The sequence below is a fragment of the Methylococcus capsulatus str. Texas = ATCC 19069 genome (assembly GCF_000424685.1).
GTDB lineage: Bacteria > Pseudomonadota > Gammaproteobacteria > Methylococcales > Methylococcaceae > Methylococcus > Methylococcus capsulatus.
Map to the genome: position 1 here is coordinate 40,480 of NZ_AUKJ01000020.1, position 17,698 is coordinate 58,177.

Here is a 17,698-nt window from a genome sequence, read left to right on the forward strand (position 1 = left end):
CATCACTGGCCGGACCGCGCCAAAGGCCTCGCCCCTGCCACGTGCATCGAATCGACGGGCGGGCGCACCTCGGCATCGAGTTCCAGATCGATCTTCAAGCGCTTAGCCACGGTTTTGGCGGTCTTATCGTCCTTGAACGGCCCGGCCAGCACTTCGAAGCCATCGCCGGCCTTGACCGCCCGCGCGGGGATCGGCGGCCCCTGATGATTGAGTACCGCTGCGACGCGGCGGGCACTCGATTCTTCATGTGTCGTCGCTGCCTTCACCAGCCAGCCGCCCGCATCTGCGGCGGGAAGCTCCGGCCGGCCGAACCAGGCGACGGGCCGCCGAAGCTCGATCGCCTGGGCCACGACGGCCGCCATCGGCGGCGAATTCGCCTGAATGGGCACGGGGATGCCGCGCGCCTCGGAAAGAACCTGCTCCACCCTGGTCCAGTCCAGCACGACGCCGTCCTTCTTTTCCAGACGTTTCAGCCGTGCGGTCAGCTCGCTTTTCAGCCGGGCCCGATTCAGCTCCTCGTAGGGCTCATGCGCCTCCAGGTAGACCTGCCCGCCTTTACGACCCACCAGATAGGGCTGATTCACGATACGCACGGCCGCTCCGGGCTTCACTTCGGGGAACACGGCGGCGATGTCCTCGGGGTACAACCGGATGCAGCCGTTGCTCGCCCGGAAACCGATGCTGTAAGGCTTGTTGGTGCCGTGGATCAGATACTGCGGACGGCTGAGATACATTGCGTAGTCGCCCAGCGGGTTGTCGGGGCCCGGCGACACCGCCGGCGGCAGCGGATCGCCCTTCAGCGCATGATCCCTGCGGATGTTCTCGGTGGGATACCAGGTCGGAAACTCGGTCTTGCGAACCACGGTCATGTAGCCCGTGGGCGTCGAGCGTCCTTCCTTGCCGATACCGACCGGATAGGTGGAGATGACGCCTTCCGCAGCCTTGGCCGGAAAATGGTACAGACGCATCGTCGCCAGATTGATGACCACGCCTTTGCGCGGCGCGTCCGGCAACGTGAACTGCAAGGGCAGCACCAGCCGGCGGCCGGCTTCCGGCACCCACGGGTCGACGCCCGGGTTGGCTTCGGCAAGCTCCTGAAATCCCAGGCCGTAATGGCGGGCGATGTCCGACAGAGTATCGCCGTCGCGGATCTCGACCGATGCAAGCTGACCGACCACGCTTTCGTCTCCGGCCACACTGAACCGGTGTTTTTCGACCGCAAGAGGAAGCGGCGGCGGGCTCGGAGGCGCCTCACGCGGCGGCGGCGTGAAAGCACAGCCTCCGAGCAGGGCGCCGGCCACGGCCATCAGAATCAAGGGCCGCGGCAAAGGGAGAGAGAAATGGCCGCACAGGCGGCGAGCCGAGACAAAGACAGGAAAGTGTAAGACGTTCATGCCATACGCCGAAGCAGCATGCATGCCACGCACAGCGCACGCCTCACGCCCGGCGAATCACTCGACGCTGTAACCCCGCCCCTTCGGGCAGGCGCCACAGGAGCGCAGAAGATCGGCGGATTTGGCCCCCTGAGCTCGGATCTGCCGGGTCACCACCTCGAACCGGGCCTTGTCCATCACCTCCAGCAGGGTATCGGTGCCGAGTTTGCGCAGCATGTCGCGGTCCTTGGGCTCGAGCCTCTGCAGCCAGGAATCGCCCGTTTTCGCCCACAGCGTGACGGGATTGACCATCACTTTGCCTTATTTCCGGCAATCCGCGGCCGGATTGGCATAGACCAGCAAGGGCCCGTCACCGTTGCCCTTGCGCAGGCTCGAGTAACTTCCCAGGAATCCCGATGGCTGGACCTCCCGGGCCTGCTTGGTCGCGCTGCAGCCGCAGAGAAGTGCCACTGCCACGGCGCCCGGCAAGGCACGGGAGCGGCCGGAAACGTCACGGGATGAGGGCATCCCGCCGCTCCCCTTTTCCTCGTTCGAAATCTTCACGACGGTTCTCCGGAAAATGATGGGTTCAGGCATTCGGACTGTTGACGACCTGGTAGACCACATCGCTGCCGCTGTAGAACGGCCGGTACCAGACGCCGCCGAACTCGTAGTACCGGACACCGTTGACGGTATGGGTCGCCGCGCCGCCGGGGAGCGAGTTCACGGTCAGGCCGGGAGGCGGCATGACCACCGTGTAACCGCCGCCTGACGGGGTATAGAACGCCCCACCGCAATCGGAATAAGGCTGCTGGCCGCTGTAGACCGTGACACAGGATGGCGGCAGGCTGGTCACGGTCGCTCCCAGGGGCGGCGGCGTCACCACGTAACCCGAACCCTGCGGCAGATAATAGGCACCGTTCGAGTAGTAGTAGGTGTTGTTCTCGACTACGACCGGCTGAGAGTTGCGCGGCACCGAAGCGACCATCTCCCCGATCATGAGGCCCTCCATCATGCCCATCATCGCCATGCCGCTGTAATAGCCGCCCCAGGTACCGCCGATGAACACCGGCCCGTAGTAATTGCCGCCGCCGTAGTAGTCGTAGCGGTTCTTCTGGAGCTGCTCCGCCTGCTGATAATGGTATTGCGCCATGGCATCCTGCTGCTTATAGGCATTCTGCTGGACGGTGTCGATTTCCTTTTCCCGATTCTGCTGAGCCGTGTTGACTTCATCGTCCCGGTCTTCCTGACGCTGGGCCGGCGTCGCCGCCTGGCGGTCTTCCGGGGCCTGGAAACCCTGGACTCCATTTCCGAAATCGCGATTCGCGTTCTGCCGCCAGTCATGGCCGGCGCCGTCCGCGCCGTCGGAGGCCCGCACACTGCCCAGGCCGCCGCCGCCGAAACTGCCGCCGCCTATCCCGGTCCCGCCGTAACGCGGACCTTCCTCGCCGCGGTCGCCCCCTCCGCGCTGACCGAAACCGCCACCCCCGACATGGCTGCCGAATCCTCCCCCACCGAATCCGCCTCCGAAATGGCCACCCCCGAAACCGCCGCCGAAACCGCCATGTGCGCCGGCGATCCGGGGCAACCCCGCACAGGCCAACAGCAACGCCAATACGGTGATGCCCAGCCGCTTCTCAAATCCGGTATTTCGATTCATGCGCTTGTCCTCCCCTCGCGTCACGGCGCTTTTTTTGCCCGCTCTTGCCCGGCGGAAACCGCGGCTTTCAAGAAACCGATGCGGTCGGCCTTGGGCGGGATCACGGCACTGAAGGCGGAATCCGGCAGATGGGTGGCGAAGTCCCAGTCGGACAGCACCGCCATATACTGCGGCGCGCCTGGAAGCGTTTTGTAGGTGATGACCAATTTCCGGGGCAACGGCAGTTTGCCGTCCTCGATCCAGAGCTGCCAGTCGACGTTCTTGCCGACGAAGGCGAGATGATGGCACGGCGTCCCCTCCACGTCGCTCATCCCGGCTTGGAACCCGAACACCACGTGTTGCTTCAAGGTGGCGTAGGGATCACTGTAAAGAAGGTCCGACAATGGCGGCGTGAAGCCGAGCCGGCCAATGAGATAGTCCAGCGTGGCGTCGATGCCCGCCGGCGTCTGCTCCACGGCATAGGTGCCGTGCGCCTCGTCCAGCAGGGTGAAGGTCTTGCCGTCGTACCAGAAGCGCTTTCCGCCCATGTCGGTGCGGTACCGGACCCGGAAGCGGTCGGGGCGGCGGACCGAGATGTCGTCGGATGCCGCGAGCTGGATCTTCTGGCCGGAAGCGAGAAGGTCGTCGTACAGCGCATCCACGTGCACCGAAAATTCCTTGGCGGACTTCAAGTAGTCCCCCATCTGCCGCAGTAACAGGTCGACCTGCGGGCCGATCACCTGCTCCTGCGGGTGCTCCGTGCCAGTGGCGGGTTTGTCGGCCGCCTCCGCAGCACCGAGGCAAATCATCAGGCCGGCGAGCACCAGGACGGCGGAACAGCGTTGGCATCGATTCGGTTTCACCACGTACTCCTCGAGGTCAGGACGGGAAAAAGCGCGGCGGCCAGCCCGTTTGTCGCCCGTTCACACCGGGCGCCGATTGCGTTCTGGGCGTCGCTCCATGCCCACTGGAAGACATCGGACACCTGCAGCCGCCGGTTCGGCGATCCACCGCCAGCGTCCGGCCGGTCACGGAATCGGTGACCTCGGCTTCAGCGTGAGCGCCGACGACGAAGGGGAAGGTGTCCGTCGCCAGATATCTGAAGATTGAACAGCGTCTGCGGAACGATCATTGACACCGACCGCAGCACGGGCGTCGCGTTTTCCGCGTCCGTCATGGCCACCCCCAATTTCAGGACAGCGGAACCGGGACGGTCGGCGAGCCGCATCTTCTCGCCGATTTTTTCCCTGCGTTTCAAGCCGGGCCAGTCGACCAGATCCTGCCGACCGGAAGCGGAGACCCGGGCGACGGCGTTGGAACAAACGCTGCCCAGGAGAGCACATTTCAGGCCTATGCCTGCGATGACGGACGACGTCCCCTCGAGGCCGCTCGCCGCGGAAGGTGCAGACTTTGCCTCCACTTTCGTCCCCTTCGAGTAGAGCGGCCGAAAACGCAACGAAACCCGTACCGCCGTTAAGCGGCCCGCTCGGACAAGCCTACAGCATCGGGCCAGGGCCGGAAACCCACCAAAGGCGATGGCACGGCCGGCCGGCTGGTCTAACGGGGCGCCGGCCCCGGCGGAAAAGCCGCGAACATCCGGGCGATCGCCTCCTCGGCCAGTTTTTCATTCTCGGCCGGATTCCCGGAAAGCATTTCATGAGCCACGCCCCGCCAGACCGGACGCATGGAACGGCCATCGAGGACATTCACGATCAGGGTTCCTTCCCGGAAGGTGGTGACCACCGTTTGCGCGGGACCGAGGTTCTGATTGAGTACCCAGCCGTCGTAGTAGGTGTCGTTGCGCTCCTCCTCTTCGGTCAGGACCTCGACGTCCACAGCGGCATCCCCCCTGCCTTCGGCAGCCCTGCGCCAACCCTTGGAGCGCAGCGCGGCATCGACCAGCTCGACGATGCGCCGGTCCACCGACGCATCCCCGGACGCCGGCCCGTTGAGCCAAGAGTAGGTTCGGTACCGCGAAAAATCGGCATTCTTGTCGAAGCCGGTATCCACCCGGATCGTGGCACATGCGGCAAGAAGCGCCGCGACGAGCAATCCGGCCGCCGATGGCCGTCTCCACGAGGTATTCCGATCCACGGTCTCTCCTCTTTAATATCGCGTTTATATCGCGCCTGATCCCCGGATCGGGCGAATTGCATACCGACGCGTCGGGCCACCAGTATCGCCACGCACATCCGACCGGCGATCGCCCCGGTATGGGACGGCATTCCCGCCACCCGACCCAAGGGCACGATGTCGCCATGACCCACCATGGCCAGCGTCACGAACCTGAAATACACGCAAGCGGGCGCCAATGGCTCGACCGCGCCATACGGGAGGTTGGCGGATGCATGCGCCCGGCTGCGAACATGGTGAGGACAGCACTCGGCGTCGGCGCAATCTGCACCGGCGTTCGGCCTGTGGCCGGCATACCGGAAACGAGCACGCTGACATGACCGGCCGCTCGACGATGCGGACCGCGAGCCTCTCGGTGACGGCGCTGACGACGCCGAGAACGAATGGCGTCACCGGGAGATGGACGTGATGGTGCGGCCTACGGTCGAAGCCGAGTGATTGGCCCGGCGGGACGCGCCGCGGAGGAGATTTGCCGCCTAGTGATTCCTTCATTGGAGAAGACTGAGCCTGGTCGATGCCGGATGGCGCTCCTTACGTGGTGCCATTTCTCCAAAAGTTTATCCCCTATTTCGAGATTTTTTTCGAGCACCGCCACTTCCGTTGCGCTTTTTTCCCTTCACGCCAGAAGGCTTGTCCGCTATATCCTGTGCCGAGGACTTGGCCGCCTCGAGCTGCGCCTCCCGCCATTCGCCGACCCGCTGCAAGGCTTCGGCGATCTCGCCGGGCGTCATTTCGTCCACGAGGGTGGCACGCGCTTGCAGCGCATCGGTCTGTCCCCCGTCTGCAGCCAGCGTGTACCAGTAATAGGCCTTCACGTTGTCGCGGATCACGCCCTCGCCTTCGGCATACATGGAACCCAGCACCGCCGCCGCGCCGGGCTCACCCTGCTCCGCAGCCTTGACAAACCAGCGGGCGGCTTCGTCGGTGTTCTTGTCCACGCCGAGACCGTAGTAGTAAAGGATGCCCAGCTTGCTCTGCCCCATGGGATCGCCGTGCTCGGCGGCCTGGCGATACCAACGCTCGGCGGCCGTATAGTCCTGCTCGACGCCCAGCCCCTTCATGTAGAGATTGCCGAGATTCACCTGGGCCGCGGACTCACCCCGCTCGGCCGCCTGCTTGAACTCCCGCAATGCGGCAGGGTAGTCGCCGCGCTCGACGGCCTTCACTCCGGCGTCCTCCTCGGCATACGCCCCGCCGCAAAGACAAGCCGTGAGAAGCCACGCCACGAGATGTCTCATGGGCGCGTGGAGACAGGGAATTTGGCATTGGAGCCTGCGCGGGGAAAACATCTTTGGATTCGGATTCCATCGAGTCAGATCGAACACGCACAGCATACCGTACGTCATTCGCAAGGTTCACACTCGTCCGAACGCCGATTCCAGCCGATCGTCCTTACTCCCCGAGATCCGCGCCGATCGGCCGGCACCGGTCCAATGCCGCCTCGAGGTCCGCCACGATTTCCCGAGCGATCACCGCCGGCGCGGGAAGGCCGTCGGAATCCGACGGCGACTCGTCCTTCAGCCAGAACATGTCCAGGAAGCCCGTCATGGCCAGGCGCCCGGTACGGACCGCGCCAACCTGGTTTTTTCAAGGCCCGCTCCGGCACGCTGATGCCGGCCGGACCGGGTTCGCTCCACTCGGCGACGTATGAATACATGGAAGATCGTGAACAGGCTCTGAGGAAAGCAGGGATAGGGAAAACATTGCCATCGGTTGATTCATGCACCAACGCCGGTAATCGGCAAAACCATGGCCGGATGGGAGGGGAAATTCGCGTATGGCGAAGCCGCGGCGGGCGAGGATGTTGGTCCGGTCGGCATCGGCGACATGCCGGCCAGCCGCGGTCAGCAACTCGTCGATGGTTTTTCGGGCTTGGCCTTCGGGTGTTCGATGGTCCTCATCATCCATCCGGTTCGAAGCCCGCTGCGCCGACTGAAAGTGCGATTTCGCCGAACAGTGGCGCTCAACCCGCCGCGAGCCAGAGCCGCAGACGCAGCAGCCACTCGGGCGTGAAACCCACGTTGCGGGAATGGATCGTGCCGTCCGGTCCAAGGACGAAAAACGCCGGGATGCCGCGGATGCCGTAAGCCGCACCGATGGTGCCGTCCGGATCGGGTACGACCCGCCAGTCCAGGCGCCGCTCTGCGACATGACGCGCCACCTCCCCCGCATCCCCGGACTGGTACGCAACCGTGATGACCGCATGGTCGCGGGCGAGGACTCCGATCTCGTCCTCCATGGTCCCGCAGATCGGGCACCAGCTCGCCCAGAAGTAGACCAGCGCAGGCCGGCCGCGCAAGCCGTCCAGCGATGCCGGGGAGCCATCGAGAAAACTGCCCTCGATGGCGGGAGCGGGCCCCGAAGCCATGTCGCGGTTGAGGAACCCCTGAACGGCAAAGAACAGTGCGACGACCGCACCCCACCGCAGCGCCCTACGCCACCGGTGAGCCATCACCGGAACGCCGGATCGAAGCGTTGGATCAGGCCGCCGCCGTGGGCCTCAAGCCACTGGCGCTCCTGCCGCCAGTCCGGCAGATGGGCCGCCACCAGTTCCCAGAAATCCCTGGAGTGGTTGCGGTGGCGGATGTGGCAGAGTTCATGCACCACCACGTACTCCAGGACCGAAAGCGGCGCCAGCCCCAGCAGCCAATTGAGATTGATGTCGTTCGCCGGGCCGCAGCTCCCCCAGCGGGTGCGCATGCTCTTGATGCGCAACTGGCGCGGATAAAGCCCGTGCAGCGGGGCATGCCGCTCGATCAGTTCGGTCACGCGGCCAGGCAGCCTCCGCTTCATCCAGCCGAACAGGGCATCGCGCACGTAACGGTCCCGATCGGCGCCGCAGGTCCGGGGAAGGATGAGGCGCAAGCCTTGATCTTCCAGCGAGACCCGGATCCGGCTGCCGCCGGTTTCCTCGATGAACAGCGGTGTCTCCCGCCCCTCCAGGGGCACGCTGCCGCCTTCGGCCGGAAACCGCTCGGCTTGGCCCTGCCGCAACTTCGCCAGCCGCGCCAGCAGTTCTTCCAGCCTCGCCTGGGCCCAGCCGCCGTGTTGACGGACGAAAGCCAGTACCGTCGCGTCGGACAGCCCCGTGGGCACCACCACTTCGATGCCGTCGGGACGTATCAGCAGCCGCAGATACTTGGCACGCGGGCTACGGCGAAGGCGGTAGGGCGGCAGGGAATGCTCCATGACAAAAGAGAGCTAGCGGTAAGGATGGATGGCAAGGATATGAAGTTCCTTGTCGCCGGCCGGCCTCTTCCACGTGACCGTATCGCCCGCCTCTGCATTCAGCAGCGCCCTGGCCAAGGGTGACACCCAGCTGATCTTACCGTGGGCCGCGTCCGCCTCATCTTCACCGACGATGGAATAGCGCTGCACATTGCCGGCCTCGTCCTCCACCTCGACCGTCGCCCCGAAATGGACCCGGTCTCCGGACCGAGCCGCGGGATCGACCGGGATGGCGCTGACGACCCGCTCGTCGTAATAGCGCAGTTCGCGCTCGACACGGCGGAGCTGCTGTTTCGCACCGACCGATTCGTCGCCCAGCAGACGCTGCCGTTCGGCCGTGAGCTCCGCGACCCTGGCCTGGAGCTGGGCCAGCCCCGCCGGTGTCACGTAGTTCGGATGCGGGCTGACGGGGCGCTCCGGCGCACCATCGTCCAGCTCTTCACCGTCGGTTTCCTTGACGAATGCACGGCTCATGGGTTCATTTCGGGGTGAGTGAAAAACGGCTTGCGAGAATACTCCTGCAGGCAGCGGGAAACAAATGCGCCGCTACCGGGCCGGCCGTTCAAGCAATTCCGCGGCCAGTTCGGCCAGACGCCGGGAACCGCCGCCTTCGCCCAGCAGGGTCCTCACCTCCACCAGATCGTCCCGGATCCGCAGTGCGTAGGCCGGATCATTCAGGATCCGCAGGATCTCGCCGCCGACCATCTCCGCATTGGCTGCGTGCTGGATGAACTCCTCAACGATCCTGCGCCCCGCCAGGATGTTGGGCAGGCCGATGAAAGGGATGGTTACCAGCAGCCTTCCGAGCCAATAGCTCAGCGGTGCCAGCTTGTAGACGATGACCATGGGCACGCCGAGGAGAGCGACTTCCAGGGTCGCCGTGCCCGAGGTGGTGATCACCGCATCGCAACTGCCCAAGATCTCATGGCGCCGTTCCTTGACGACCCGAACCGGCACCGGCGCCGTCTCCAGTTCGGCGGCCAACAGCTCGTCGGCGACCGATGGCGCCTGGATCAGCACGAACCGGGCATCCGGTCGCTCCCCGGCGATTCGCGCCGCGGTCTGCAGCAGCATCGGCAGCAGCCGGCGGATTTCATTGCCCCGGCTGCCCGGCAGCAGGCCGACCAGGGGACCGGGCCCGTCCATCCCCTGCTCCCGCCGTACCTTCCCTTTGTCAGCCACCGGCGCAATCCTACCGGCAAGAGGATGACCGACATAGGTCACCGGAATGCCATGCCTTTCGTAGAAGGGCACTTCGAAGGGAAAGATCACGGCCATGTGGTCGATCGCCTTGCCATAGCTCTTGACCCGTCCCGGCCGCCACGCCCACACCTGCGGGCTGACGTAGAACAGCACCTTGATGCCGGCGGCCTTGGCGGCCCGGGCCAGGCGGAAATTGAATTCCTTGTAGTCGACGCAGATCAGCAGATCGGGCCGCTCGGTGCGGGCCAATGCCTTCATGGCCTCGAGCGCTCGGCGGATTTCACCGTAATGGCGGGCGATCTCGGCCAGACCGATGACGCCCAGCCCGGTGGAATCGACCCGGATGTCGATGCCGGCCTCGCGCATGGCGGAGCCGCCCATACCGATGCCGCGGACTTGCGGAATCAGGGTCCGGAGTTCGCGGAACATGGCAGCGGCATGCTGATCGCCGGAGACTTCCCCCGCGACCAGCATCACCAGCGGAGCACGCTCAGCCATTCACCGCCTGGCGCACCGCGTCCGCGATCCTGCGGATGTCCGCTTCCGCCAGCTCGGGGAAGATCGGCAGGGAGATGCAACGCGCCGCCACCGCCTCGCAGACCGGCAGGCTGAGATCGGCGTAATCCCGCGCAAACACATTCTGCCGGTGCAGCGGCACGGGGTAGTAGATCGCGCAGCCGATTCCGGCTTTCTGCAGCGCCTCCAGGATGGCATCACGGCGGTCGCTCAGCAGAGTGTACTGGTGGTAGACGTGCTGGCCGATGCCATCCTCGTAAGGCACCTCGGCGATCCCGCCCAGAAGTTCCGAATACAGATGGGCGACGCGGCGTCGGTTGGCGTTGAATTCGTCGATGTATTTGAGCTTGACCCGCAGTACCACTGCCTGCAGCTCATCCAGCCGGCTGTTGTAGCCGATCACGTCGTGATAGTAACGCACCTTCGAGCCGTGGTTACGCAGCATCCTGACCTGCTCCGCCACCTCGTCCGAATCGGTCGTCACCAGGCCGCCGTCGCCGTAGCAGCCCAGGTTCTTGCTGGGGAAGAAGCTGAAACCTGAACTCACCCCGAAACTGCCGGTCTGGCGGCCGCCTATGGTGGCGCCGAACGACTGCGCGCAGTCTTCGACGATCTTCAACCCATGGCACTCGGCGATGGACTGCAGCCGCGGCATGTCGGCCGGCTGGCCGAACAGATGCACCGGCATGATGGCACGGGTCCTGGCCGTCACCGCGGCTTCGACCGCTGCCGGGCAGAGATTGAAGGTCTTGGCGTCAATGTCGACGAACACCGGCTTGGCGCCGACGTAGCGGATCGCCTCCGCCGTCGCGATGAAGGTGAAGGGCGAGGTGATGACCTCGTCGCCCTCGCCGATGCCGGCAGCGAGCAGGGCCAGATGCAAGGCGTCGGTACCCGATGCCACCCCGATGGCATGCTTCACGCCCAGATAGCCGGCGGCCTCCTTCTCGAAGGCCTGCACGTTCGGGCCGAGCACGAAGGCACAGGATTCCAGCGCATCCGCCAGCCCCTTGTCGATTTCCGGTTTCAGCCGGGCATACTGGGTCTTGAGATCAACCATGGGGATCATGCGGTACAACTCCTCGATTCTTGAACTTTCAGCAAATTCGTGATTTCGATGGCCGTCGCCAGCGCCCGGCGCCCGGCCGCTCCGGACACCAGCGGCTCCCGGTGCTCGCGGATGCAATCGAGGAAATGGCGGATTTCCTCCATCAGGGCGTCGCCGTTCTCGAACACCGATTCTTCGCTGAGGATTTCCGGCACGCCGGGGAACATCTCGCCCTCGCCCTTGCGATGGCGGGCCAGCACGCGGTTCTGGAAATCGACCGAAACATAGGCGTTGGGCATGAACATGCGCATCTTGCGTTCGACCTTCAGGCTCACCCGGCTGGCGGTGACATTGGCGACACAGCCGCTCTTGAACTGGAGGCGGGCGTTGGCGATGTCGATGTCGCCGGTGAGCACGGCCACACCCTTGGCATCGATACGCTCCACCTCGGAATCGACCATGTCGAGGATGATGTCGATGTCGTGGATCATCAGGTCCAGCACCACACTGACATCGTTGGCGCGGGGCTTGAACGGCGCCAGCCGGTGCGATTCGATGAACAGCGGCTTGTGGTGATCCAGGTCCAGCCCCAGCACGGCGGCGTTGAAGCGCTCCAGGTGGCCGACCATCAGCACGCGCTGTTTTTCCTTGGCGATCCGGATCAGCTCGTCGGCCTCCTCCACCGTGACGGTGATGGGCTTCTCCACCAGCACGTGCGCGCCGGCCTCGAGAAAATCCCGGGCGACGCGGTGGTGCAGACTGGTCGGCACCACGACGCTCACCGCATCCACCTTGCCCAGCAGGGCACGATGATCAGTCAGGCCGCGGACACCCAGGCGATCGCCGATCTCCGCCGCGGTGACCGGATCGGCGTCGACCACGGCGACCAGTTCGCAGCCCGGAAGGGCAGCATATTTTTCCGCGTGGAACTTACCGAGATAACCAACGCCGATCACGGCACATTTCAAAGGATTCATGGAAGCAACCTTGGGGGTTTCTGAATCAGTCCGGCTCGCGCGATTCCGGCTCGAAGAAGGCGAGGGTGCCGCGCTTGGAACCCGCGCCACACCAGGCGCGTAGATAGGCCAGCTCCGGCGTGTCGGGCAGACCGTCGAGCCCTGCCCGGGCGCGCAGGCGGCGGAAGGCGGCCGAAACGGTCTTGAGCCGATCGCCGTCGATGCCGGCCCGGCGCATGCCGATCAGATTGAGGCGATAGTGCTTGCCGGGACGGCCGCCGACCAGGGTGAAAGGGATCACGTCCTTATTGATGCCGGCCAGTCCCTGCAGCATCGCGAGACTGCCGATCCTGCAGAACTGGTGCACCATCACCCCGCCGCCGAAAAATACCCGGTCGTCCACCCGGCAGTGACCGCCCAGCGTGGCGCCGCTGGCCAGGATGTTGTGGTCACCCAGCACGCAATCGTGACCGACGTGGGTATTGTTCATGAGGTAGTTGTTCGATCCCAGCCGGGTCGAGCCGCCCGCCCGGGTGGCCCGGCTGATGGTCACGCCTTCGCGCAACACGTTGCCGTCGCCGAGTTCGACATAGGTTTCCGTGGCTGGATCGAACCCCAGATCCTGCGGCAGACCGCCGAGCACGGCATGGGGATGGACCACGTTCGCCCGCCCCATCCGAACGTAGGCGTGGATCACGGCGTGGGCACCGATCCGGCAGCCGTCGCCAAGTTCGACATAATCCTCGACGACGGCGAAAGGTCCGACGGAGATGTCGGCGCCGAGTTTGGCCGTCGGCGCGACACAGGCGGTGGGATGGATGCTGGACATTCTCTTGTATTCCTCCTCAGCCCCGCGGATGGAAGCGGGTATGCAGTTCCTTGAGCCGCTCCTGGGCGACATGGGTATAGATCTGGGTGGTCGACAGGTCGCTGTGTCCGAGCAGCATTTGCACGACGCGGAGATCCGCCCCGTGATTCAGCAGATGAGTCGCGAAGGCATGACGCAGCGTATGGGGGGACAACGGCTTGGAAATCCCGGCCTGCCCGGCGTAACGCTTGATGAGATGCCAGAAGGCCTGGCGCGTCATCGCCCCCCCCCGGTCGGTGACGAACAGGAAATCACTCTGCCTACCCTTCAGGGTGACCGGCCGCACCTTGTCGAGATAGCGCTCCAGCCAGTCCAGGGCCTCCTCGCCGACAGGCACCAGCCGGTCCTTGTCCCCCTTGCCACTGATCCGGACCACCCCCTGGCGCAGACTGATCTGGCCGAAGCTCAAACCGACCAGCTCGGAGACGCGCAAACCGGTGGCGTAGAGCATTTCCAGCATGGCCCGGTCGCGGAAGCCCAGCGGCGTATCGACGTCCGGCGCGGCCAGCAGGGCCTCCACCTCCGATTCTGTCAGCGTGTCGGGAAGGAAACGCCCCAGCTTCGGCGGAGCAATCAAGGCACAAGGATCACCGGTGATCTCTCCCCGTCGCAGTCGGTACGCGCAGAAATGCCGGATGGAGGAAAGTACGCGCGCCGAAGTCCGGCTCTTGCTTTTCCGGCTGTGCCTCCACCCCAGATAGGCCTCGATGTCTTCCCCGGTCAGTGCAGTCAGCTCCGCGCGCCGGTTGGTTGCCAGCCAGGCTGCGAAGAGACGGAGATCGCTCCCGTAGGCCTTGAGTGTGTGAGGGCTCAAACCCTCTTCCACCCACAGCGACTCGACGAAGCGCTGGATCGCCAGAAGGTCGGCCTCCCGGACTGCTCCGGCATCGGGCAGAACCTCACTCACCCCTTCCCCTCAAAAACAAAGGGCGGAAAAACCGCCCTTCATTCTCGTCGACCGATCAATCTGCGCAAACGCCCTGCGAGCGGTCAGATCTTTTCCTTGATACGGGCCGCCTTGCCGGCACGGTCACGCAGGTAGTACAGCTTCGCCCGCCGCACGTCGCCGCGCCGCTTGACCTGGATTTCCTCGACCTGCGGACTGTAGGTCTGGAACACGCGCTCCACGCCTTCGCCGTGGGAAACCTTGCGCACGGTGAAGGCGGAATTGTAGCCGCGGTTGCGCTTGGCGATGACCACGCCTTCGAAGGCCTGCAGACGCTCGCGGTTGCCTTCCTTGACCTTCACCTGCACCACGACGGTATCGCCGGGACCGAACGCCGGAATGGTCTTGCCGCTCATCCATTCGGATTCGAGCTGTTGAACGATATTCATGAAACTAACCTCTGTTCTTTTGAAGTTCAAATTCCCGCTTGAATTCATCCAGGAGCTCGAGCTGCTCCGGAGTCATCACCCGGCAGGCCAGCAAATCCGGCCGCTTGAGCCATGTTTTCCCCAGTGCCTGCTTCAGGCGCCAGCGCCCGATCGCGGCATGGTTGCCGCTCTGCAACACCGCGGGAACGTCCCGCCCTGCTACCCGTTCCGGCCGGGTGTAGTGCGGATGATCCAGCAAACCCTCGGCATGAGAGTCCTGCTCCGCCGATTCCGCGTCGCCCAGCACACCCGGCAGGAGGCGCACCACCGCGTCGAATACGACCAAGGCCGGCAGTTCACCGCCGCTCAACACGTAATCGCCGATCGACCACTCTTCGTCGATCTCGGTTTCGATGAGACGCTCGTCCACGCCTTCGTAACGGCCCGCCACCAGGATCAGGCCCGGGGCCGCTGCGAACCTGCGCACCGCTGCTTGATCGAGCCGGGTGCCCTGCGGACTCATGAGCACGACCCGCGCCCCCGGCGTCGCCTGCCCCTTCGCCGCACGAATGGCATCCCGCAAGGGCTCCACCTTCATCACCATGCCGGGACCACCGCCGTACGGCCGGTCGTCTACGGTGCGATGACGATCGCGGGTGAAATCCCGGGGGTTCCACACCTCCAGGGAGACCTTTCCCGCGGCGAGCGCCCGCCCCGTGACACCGTACCGCGCCGCGTCCCGGACCATCTCCGGGAACAGGGTCACGATGTCGAAACGCACGCAACCACCCGCTATTTCAGAACCCTGGGTCCCAGTCGACCACTATCCGCGACTCCTCCAGATTCACGGATTTGACGAATACGCCCTGTACGAACGGCAAAAGCCGTTCGCGGTCGCCCTGCACCACCAGCACATCGTTGGCACCGGTTTCCATCACGTCGACGACCTCGCCCAAGACCGTCTCTCCCAGGTTGACTACCTTCAAGCCGACCAGGTCGACACGGTAATACTCTCCCGGCGCTGGTGGCGGCAGTTGGCTCCGGCGAACCGTCACTTCGAAGCCTTTCAGCGCCTCGGCCTGTTCACGGGTATCGACGCCCTGCAGCCGCACGATCACTGCATTGCCGTGCTCGCGGCCTTCCAAAACGTCGGCCCTGCGCTCGGCATCACCCCGCCGCAACGTCCAAGGTCGGTAACCGACCAGATTGACGGGAGGATCGGTGAAGGAAACGGCCTTGACCCAGCCCCTCACACCGAAGGCGCCGGAAACCCGGCCCACCACGACGGACCGATCATTGCCGGAATTCCCCGGCATCAAACCTGTTGCTGCTTCTTGAATTCCTTGATCAGCGAAACCACGCGGTCCGAAGGCTTGGCGCCGGTGCCGATCCAGTACGCGATGCGGCCCTCATCCAGCCGCAGGCGCTCTTCCTGGCCCCGTGCAATCGGATTGAAAAACCCCACGCGCTCGATATAACGGCCATCACGCTTGCTGCGGCTCTCCGCAACCACGACGTGATAGAAAGGACGCTTCTTTGCGCCGCCGCGCGCCAACCGAATGCTTACCATGCCTGTGCCTCTAGTCAAACCGTACGGATAAAAACGCGTATTGTATGCGATCCTGAGTAATTGTGAAGCCCTGCCGTCTTGCCCCACTGGGAAGCACCAGGGTTGAAAAGAAAAACCCGGTCGCCATCCGGCACCGGGCTTATCCTGAACTGGCGGAGAGAGAGGGATTCGAACCCTCGATGCAGCTTTTGACCGCATACTCCCTTAGCAGGGGAGCGCCTTCAGCCTCTCGGCCATCTCTCCAGGGAAAACGGGAAGGAATCAATCGCTGTCGCGCTCGGGACCGGCCTGCTGCTCTTTCTTGATCCTTTCGTAAATCTCTTCGCGATGAACGGACACGTCCTTCGGCGCATTGACTCCGATGCGCACCTGGTTTCCCTTCACACCCAGCACAGTGACTGTCACGTCATCACCAATCATCAGGGTTTCACCCACTCTACGAGTCAAAATCAGCATAAACCCTTCCTTTGTCCATTGCCCACACCAAGTTGACAAGAGCCGCGGCTGCCGCGCTGCCAACCCCCACCCGTCAGGCGCGATCAATCTACCAGTTGATCGATTCTAGCAGCTTTCGGTCACAGGATAAAGGTTCGGCCGACTCCGGGCTCAAACCGCGTCCGGCTCGCGATCGAGATTGAACGCCTCGTGCAGGGTACGTACCGCCAGCTCGAGGTATTTTTCGTCCACGACGATGGAAATCTTGATTTCGGAAGTGGATATCATGCGGATGTTGATGCCTTCCCGCGCCAGGGCTTCGAACATCCGGGCGGCGATCCCGGCATGCGAGCGCATCCCCACGCCCACCAGCGAAACTTTCACGATCTTGTCGTCTCCCGCCACTTCGCGCGCGCCCAGGGCCGTGCAAGTCGCCTGCAGGATGTCGAGCGCCTTGCGGTAGTCGTTGCGGTGGACGGTAAACGTGAAATCCGTGGTCGCATCCTCCGCGACGTTCTGGACGATCATGTCCACTTCGATGTTGGCATGGGCGACGGGCCCCAGGATCTGATATGCCACGCCCGGCTTGTCCGGCACGCCCTTGACGGTCAGTTTCGCTTCGTCGCGATTGAAGGCGATACCGGAGATCAAAGGTTTTTCCACACTTGCTTCCTCATATGTAATCAATGTGCCGGGACCGGCTGCGAAACTGGACAAGACTCTCAGGGGGACGTTGTACTTGCCGGCGAATTCGACCGAGCGAATCTGCAGCACCTTGGACCCCAGGCTCGCCATTTCGAGCATTTCCTCGAAGGTGATGCGGTCCAGCCGGCGCGCCTTCGGTTCGATCCTTGGATCCGTGGTATAGACGCCATCCACGTCGGTATAAATCAGGCATTCGTCCGCCTTGAGTGCAGCGGCCAGAGCGACCGCCGTGGTGTCGGAGCCGCCCCGCCCCAAGGTGGTGATGTCACCCGCCTCGGTGATCCCCTGGAAACCCGCCACCACGACCACGCGTCCGGCCGCGAGATCGCTGCGGATACGGTCGGTGTCGATGTCGAGGATGCGCGCCTTGGTGTGTGCATCGTCGGTGAGGATCCGCACCTGCCCGCCGGTATAGGAACAGGCCGGGCACCCTGCCGCCTCCAGCGCCATGCTCAACAGCGCGATCGTGACCTGCTCGCCGGTGGCCAGCAGCACATCCATTTCACGGGTGCTGGGCCTTTCGTGCATTTCATGCGCCAGCGCCACCAGGCGGTTGGTTTCGCCGCTCATGGCCGACACCACGACGATGATGTCGTCGCCCCGGCTGCGCGCCCGGATGACGTTCTTCGCGACGTCCTTGATCCGCTCCGGCGAGCCGACCGAGGTGCCGCCGTATTTGTGTACGAATAAAGCCATGGTCGATGTCTGTT

At 64.2% G+C, this 17,698-nt stretch carries 23 protein-coding genes and 1 tRNA gene; all 24 read right to left on the bottom strand.

Annotation, left to right across the window (positions count from 1 at the left end):
* Positions 1 to 2: 2 nt before the first annotated feature.
* Entirely contained in the window at positions 3 to 1,394 is a 1,392-nt protein-coding gene (locus H156_RS0108875) for a L,D-transpeptidase family protein (RefSeq protein WP_238536809.1), read from the bottom strand.
* Positions 1,395 to 1,451: 57 nt separating this feature from the next.
* A complete protein-coding gene (locus tag H156_RS0108880) occupies positions 1,452 to 1,685 on the bottom strand; it encodes a hypothetical protein (protein WP_017364583.1) in 234 nt (77 codons plus the stop codon).
* 9 nt (positions 1,686 to 1,694) lie between these two features.
* Positions 1,695 to 1,937, bottom strand: coding sequence for a DUF3313 domain-containing protein (locus tag H156_RS0108885; RefSeq protein WP_161625740.1), 243 nt, complete (start codon positions 1,935 to 1,937; stop codon positions 1,695 to 1,697).
* 25 nt (positions 1,938 to 1,962) lie between these two features.
* Positions 1,963 to 3,033, bottom strand: a complete 1,071-nt coding sequence (locus H156_RS0108890; RefSeq protein WP_017364581.1) for a DUF6515 family protein — start codon at positions 3,031 to 3,033, stop codon at positions 1,963 to 1,965.
* A 20-nt stretch (positions 3,034 to 3,053) separates the two neighbouring features.
* Entirely contained in the window at positions 3,054 to 3,875 is an 822-nt protein-coding gene (locus tag H156_RS0108895; RefSeq protein WP_017364580.1) for a DUF2092 domain-containing protein, read from the bottom strand.
* Between the two features lie 188 nt (positions 3,876 to 4,063).
* Entirely contained in the window at positions 4,064 to 4,432 is a 369-nt protein-coding gene (locus H156_RS0108900) for a DUF3313 domain-containing protein (protein ID WP_017364579.1), read from the bottom strand.
* Positions 4,433 to 4,569: 137 nt separating this feature from the next.
* Positions 4,570 to 5,106, bottom strand: a complete 537-nt coding sequence (locus H156_RS0108905) for a DUF4136 domain-containing protein (RefSeq protein ID WP_050998146.1) — start codon at positions 5,104 to 5,106, stop codon at positions 4,570 to 4,572.
* Between the two features lie 596 nt (positions 5,107 to 5,702).
* The gene (locus H156_RS0108910) at positions 5,703 to 6,371 is read right to left on the bottom strand and encodes a tetratricopeptide repeat protein (RefSeq protein ID WP_238536808.1); all 669 of its coding nucleotides are present in this window, start codon (positions 6,369 to 6,371) and stop codon (positions 5,703 to 5,705) included.
* A gap of 166 nt (positions 6,372 to 6,537) precedes the next feature.
* Positions 6,538 to 6,693: a hypothetical protein gene (locus tag H156_RS0108915; protein ID WP_017364576.1), complete on the bottom strand. Its 156-nt coding sequence runs from the start codon at positions 6,691 to 6,693 to the stop codon at positions 6,538 to 6,540.
* Between the two features lie 415 nt (positions 6,694 to 7,108).
* Positions 7,109 to 7,597 (bottom strand): protein disulfide oxidoreductase, encoded by a 489-nt coding sequence (locus H156_RS0108920; protein ID WP_017364575.1) that lies wholly within the window; start codon positions 7,595 to 7,597, stop codon positions 7,109 to 7,111.
* A complete protein-coding gene (locus tag H156_RS0108925) occupies positions 7,597 to 8,334 on the bottom strand; it encodes a M48 family metallopeptidase (RefSeq protein WP_017364574.1) in 738 nt (245 codons plus the stop codon). The genes H156_RS0108920 and H156_RS0108925 overlap by 1 nt, the downstream gene beginning before the upstream one ends.
* 12 nt (positions 8,335 to 8,346) lie before the next feature.
* Entirely contained in the window at positions 8,347 to 8,847 is a 501-nt protein-coding gene (locus tag H156_RS0108930) for a GreA/GreB family elongation factor (RefSeq protein ID WP_017364573.1), read from the bottom strand.
* 72 nt (positions 8,848 to 8,919) lie between these two features.
* Entirely contained in the window at positions 8,920 to 10,074 is a 1,155-nt protein-coding gene (gene lpxB, locus H156_RS0108935) for a lipid-A-disaccharide synthase (protein ID WP_017364572.1), read from the bottom strand.
* A complete protein-coding gene (locus tag H156_RS0108940; RefSeq protein WP_017364571.1) occupies positions 10,067 to 11,161 on the bottom strand; it encodes a DegT/DnrJ/EryC1/StrS family aminotransferase in 1,095 nt (364 codons plus the stop codon). Before H156_RS0108940 ends, lpxB begins: the two co-directional genes overlap by 8 nt.
* The gene (locus tag H156_RS0108945; protein WP_010959758.1) at positions 11,158 to 12,117 is read right to left on the bottom strand and encodes a Gfo/Idh/MocA family protein; all 960 of its coding nucleotides are present in this window, start codon (positions 12,115 to 12,117) and stop codon (positions 11,158 to 11,160) included. The genes H156_RS0108940 and H156_RS0108945 overlap by 4 nt, the downstream gene beginning before the upstream one ends.
* Before the next feature lie 25 nt (positions 12,118 to 12,142).
* The gene (lpxA, locus tag H156_RS0108950; protein WP_010959757.1) at positions 12,143 to 12,925 is read right to left on the bottom strand and encodes an acyl-ACP--UDP-N-acetylglucosamine O-acyltransferase; all 783 of its coding nucleotides are present in this window, start codon (positions 12,923 to 12,925) and stop codon (positions 12,143 to 12,145) included.
* 16 nt (positions 12,926 to 12,941) lie between these two features.
* Entirely contained in the window at positions 12,942 to 13,871 is a 930-nt protein-coding gene (gene xerD / locus H156_RS0108955) for a site-specific tyrosine recombinase XerD (RefSeq protein WP_017364570.1), read from the bottom strand.
* A gap of 83 nt (positions 13,872 to 13,954) precedes the next feature.
* Entirely contained in the window at positions 13,955 to 14,299 is a 345-nt protein-coding gene (gene rplS / locus H156_RS0108960) for a 50S ribosomal protein L19 (RefSeq protein WP_010959755.1), read from the bottom strand.
* A gap of 4 nt (positions 14,300 to 14,303) precedes the next feature.
* Positions 14,304 to 15,059 carry a tRNA (guanosine(37)-N1)-methyltransferase TrmD gene (gene trmD / locus H156_RS0108965; protein ID WP_010959754.1) on the bottom strand — a complete coding sequence of 252 codons (756 nt, stop codon included), beginning with the start codon at positions 15,057 to 15,059 and terminating at the stop codon, positions 14,304 to 14,306.
* 16 nt (positions 15,060 to 15,075) lie between these two features.
* Positions 15,076 to 15,594, bottom strand: coding sequence for a ribosome maturation factor RimM (gene rimM / locus H156_RS0108970; RefSeq protein ID WP_010959753.1), 519 nt, complete (start codon positions 15,592 to 15,594; stop codon positions 15,076 to 15,078).
* Complete coding sequence (rpsP, locus tag H156_RS0108975; RefSeq protein WP_017364569.1) at positions 15,594 to 15,848, bottom strand: 30S ribosomal protein S16; 255 nt, start codon at positions 15,846 to 15,848, stop codon at positions 15,594 to 15,596. The genes rimM and rpsP overlap by 1 nt, the downstream gene beginning before the upstream one ends.
* Before the next feature lie 150 nt (positions 15,849 to 15,998).
* Positions 15,999 to 16,091 (bottom strand) — tRNA-Ser (locus H156_RS0108980).
* An 18-nt stretch (positions 16,092 to 16,109) separates the two neighbouring features.
* Entirely contained in the window at positions 16,110 to 16,304 is a 195-nt protein-coding gene (gene csrA / locus H156_RS0108985; protein ID WP_017364568.1) for a carbon storage regulator CsrA, read from the bottom strand.
* A gap of 150 nt (positions 16,305 to 16,454) precedes the next feature.
* Positions 16,455 to 17,684: an aspartate kinase gene (locus H156_RS0108990; protein WP_017364567.1), complete on the bottom strand. Its 1,230-nt coding sequence runs from the start codon at positions 17,682 to 17,684 to the stop codon at positions 16,455 to 16,457.
* Between the last annotated feature and the right edge of the window lie 14 nt (positions 17,685 to 17,698).

Bases quoted from the DNA above. Each gene is read 5' to 3' on its own strand.
- H156_RS0108875 (WP_238536809.1), bottom strand. From the start codon at position 1,394: ATGAACGTCTTACACTTTCCTGTCTTTGTCTCGGCTCGCCGCCTGTGC.
- H156_RS0108880 (WP_017364583.1), bottom strand. From the start codon at position 1,685: ATGGTCAATCCCGTCACGCTGTGGGCGAAAACGGGCGATTCCTGGCTG.
- H156_RS0108890 (WP_017364581.1), bottom strand. From the start codon at position 3,033: ATGAATCGAAATACCGGATTTGAGAAGCGGCTGGGCATCACCGTATTG.
- H156_RS0108915 (WP_017364576.1), bottom strand. From the start codon at position 6,693: ATGACGGGCTTCCTGGACATGTTCTGGCTGAAGGACGAGTCGCCGTCG.
- H156_RS0108920 (WP_017364575.1), bottom strand. From the start codon at position 7,597: ATGGCTCACCGGTGGCGTAGGGCGCTGCGGTGGGGTGCGGTCGTCGCA.
- H156_RS0108925 (WP_017364574.1), bottom strand. From the start codon at position 8,334: ATGGAGCATTCCCTGCCGCCCTACCGCCTTCGCCGTAGCCCGCGTGCC.
- H156_RS0108930 (WP_017364573.1), bottom strand. From the start codon at position 8,847: ATGAGCCGTGCATTCGTCAAGGAAACCGACGGTGAAGAGCTGGACGAT.
- lpxB (WP_017364572.1), bottom strand. From the start codon at position 10,074: ATGGCTGAGCGTGCTCCGCTGGTGATGCTGGTCGCGGGGGAAGTCTCC.
- H156_RS0108940 (WP_017364571.1), bottom strand. From the start codon at position 11,161: ATGATCCCCATGGTTGATCTCAAGACCCAGTATGCCCGGCTGAAACCG.
- H156_RS0108945 (WP_010959758.1), bottom strand. From the start codon at position 12,117: ATGAATCCTTTGAAATGTGCCGTGATCGGCGTTGGTTATCTCGGTAAG.
- lpxA (WP_010959757.1), bottom strand. From the start codon at position 12,925: ATGTCCAGCATCCATCCCACCGCCTGTGTCGCGCCGACGGCCAAACTC.
- rplS (WP_010959755.1), bottom strand. From the start codon at position 14,299: ATGAATATCGTTCAACAGCTCGAATCCGAATGGATGAGCGGCAAGACC.
- rimM (WP_010959753.1), bottom strand. From the start codon at position 15,594: ATGCCGGGGAATTCCGGCAATGATCGGTCCGTCGTGGTGGGCCGGGTT.
- rpsP (WP_017364569.1), bottom strand. From the start codon at position 15,848: ATGGTAAGCATTCGGTTGGCGCGCGGCGGCGCAAAGAAGCGTCCTTTC.
- csrA (WP_017364568.1), bottom strand. From the start codon at position 16,304: ATGCTGATTTTGACTCGTAGAGTGGGTGAAACCCTGATGATTGGTGAT.
- H156_RS0108990 (WP_017364567.1), bottom strand. From the start codon at position 17,684: ATGGCTTTATTCGTACACAAATACGGCGGCACCTCGGTCGGCTCGCCG.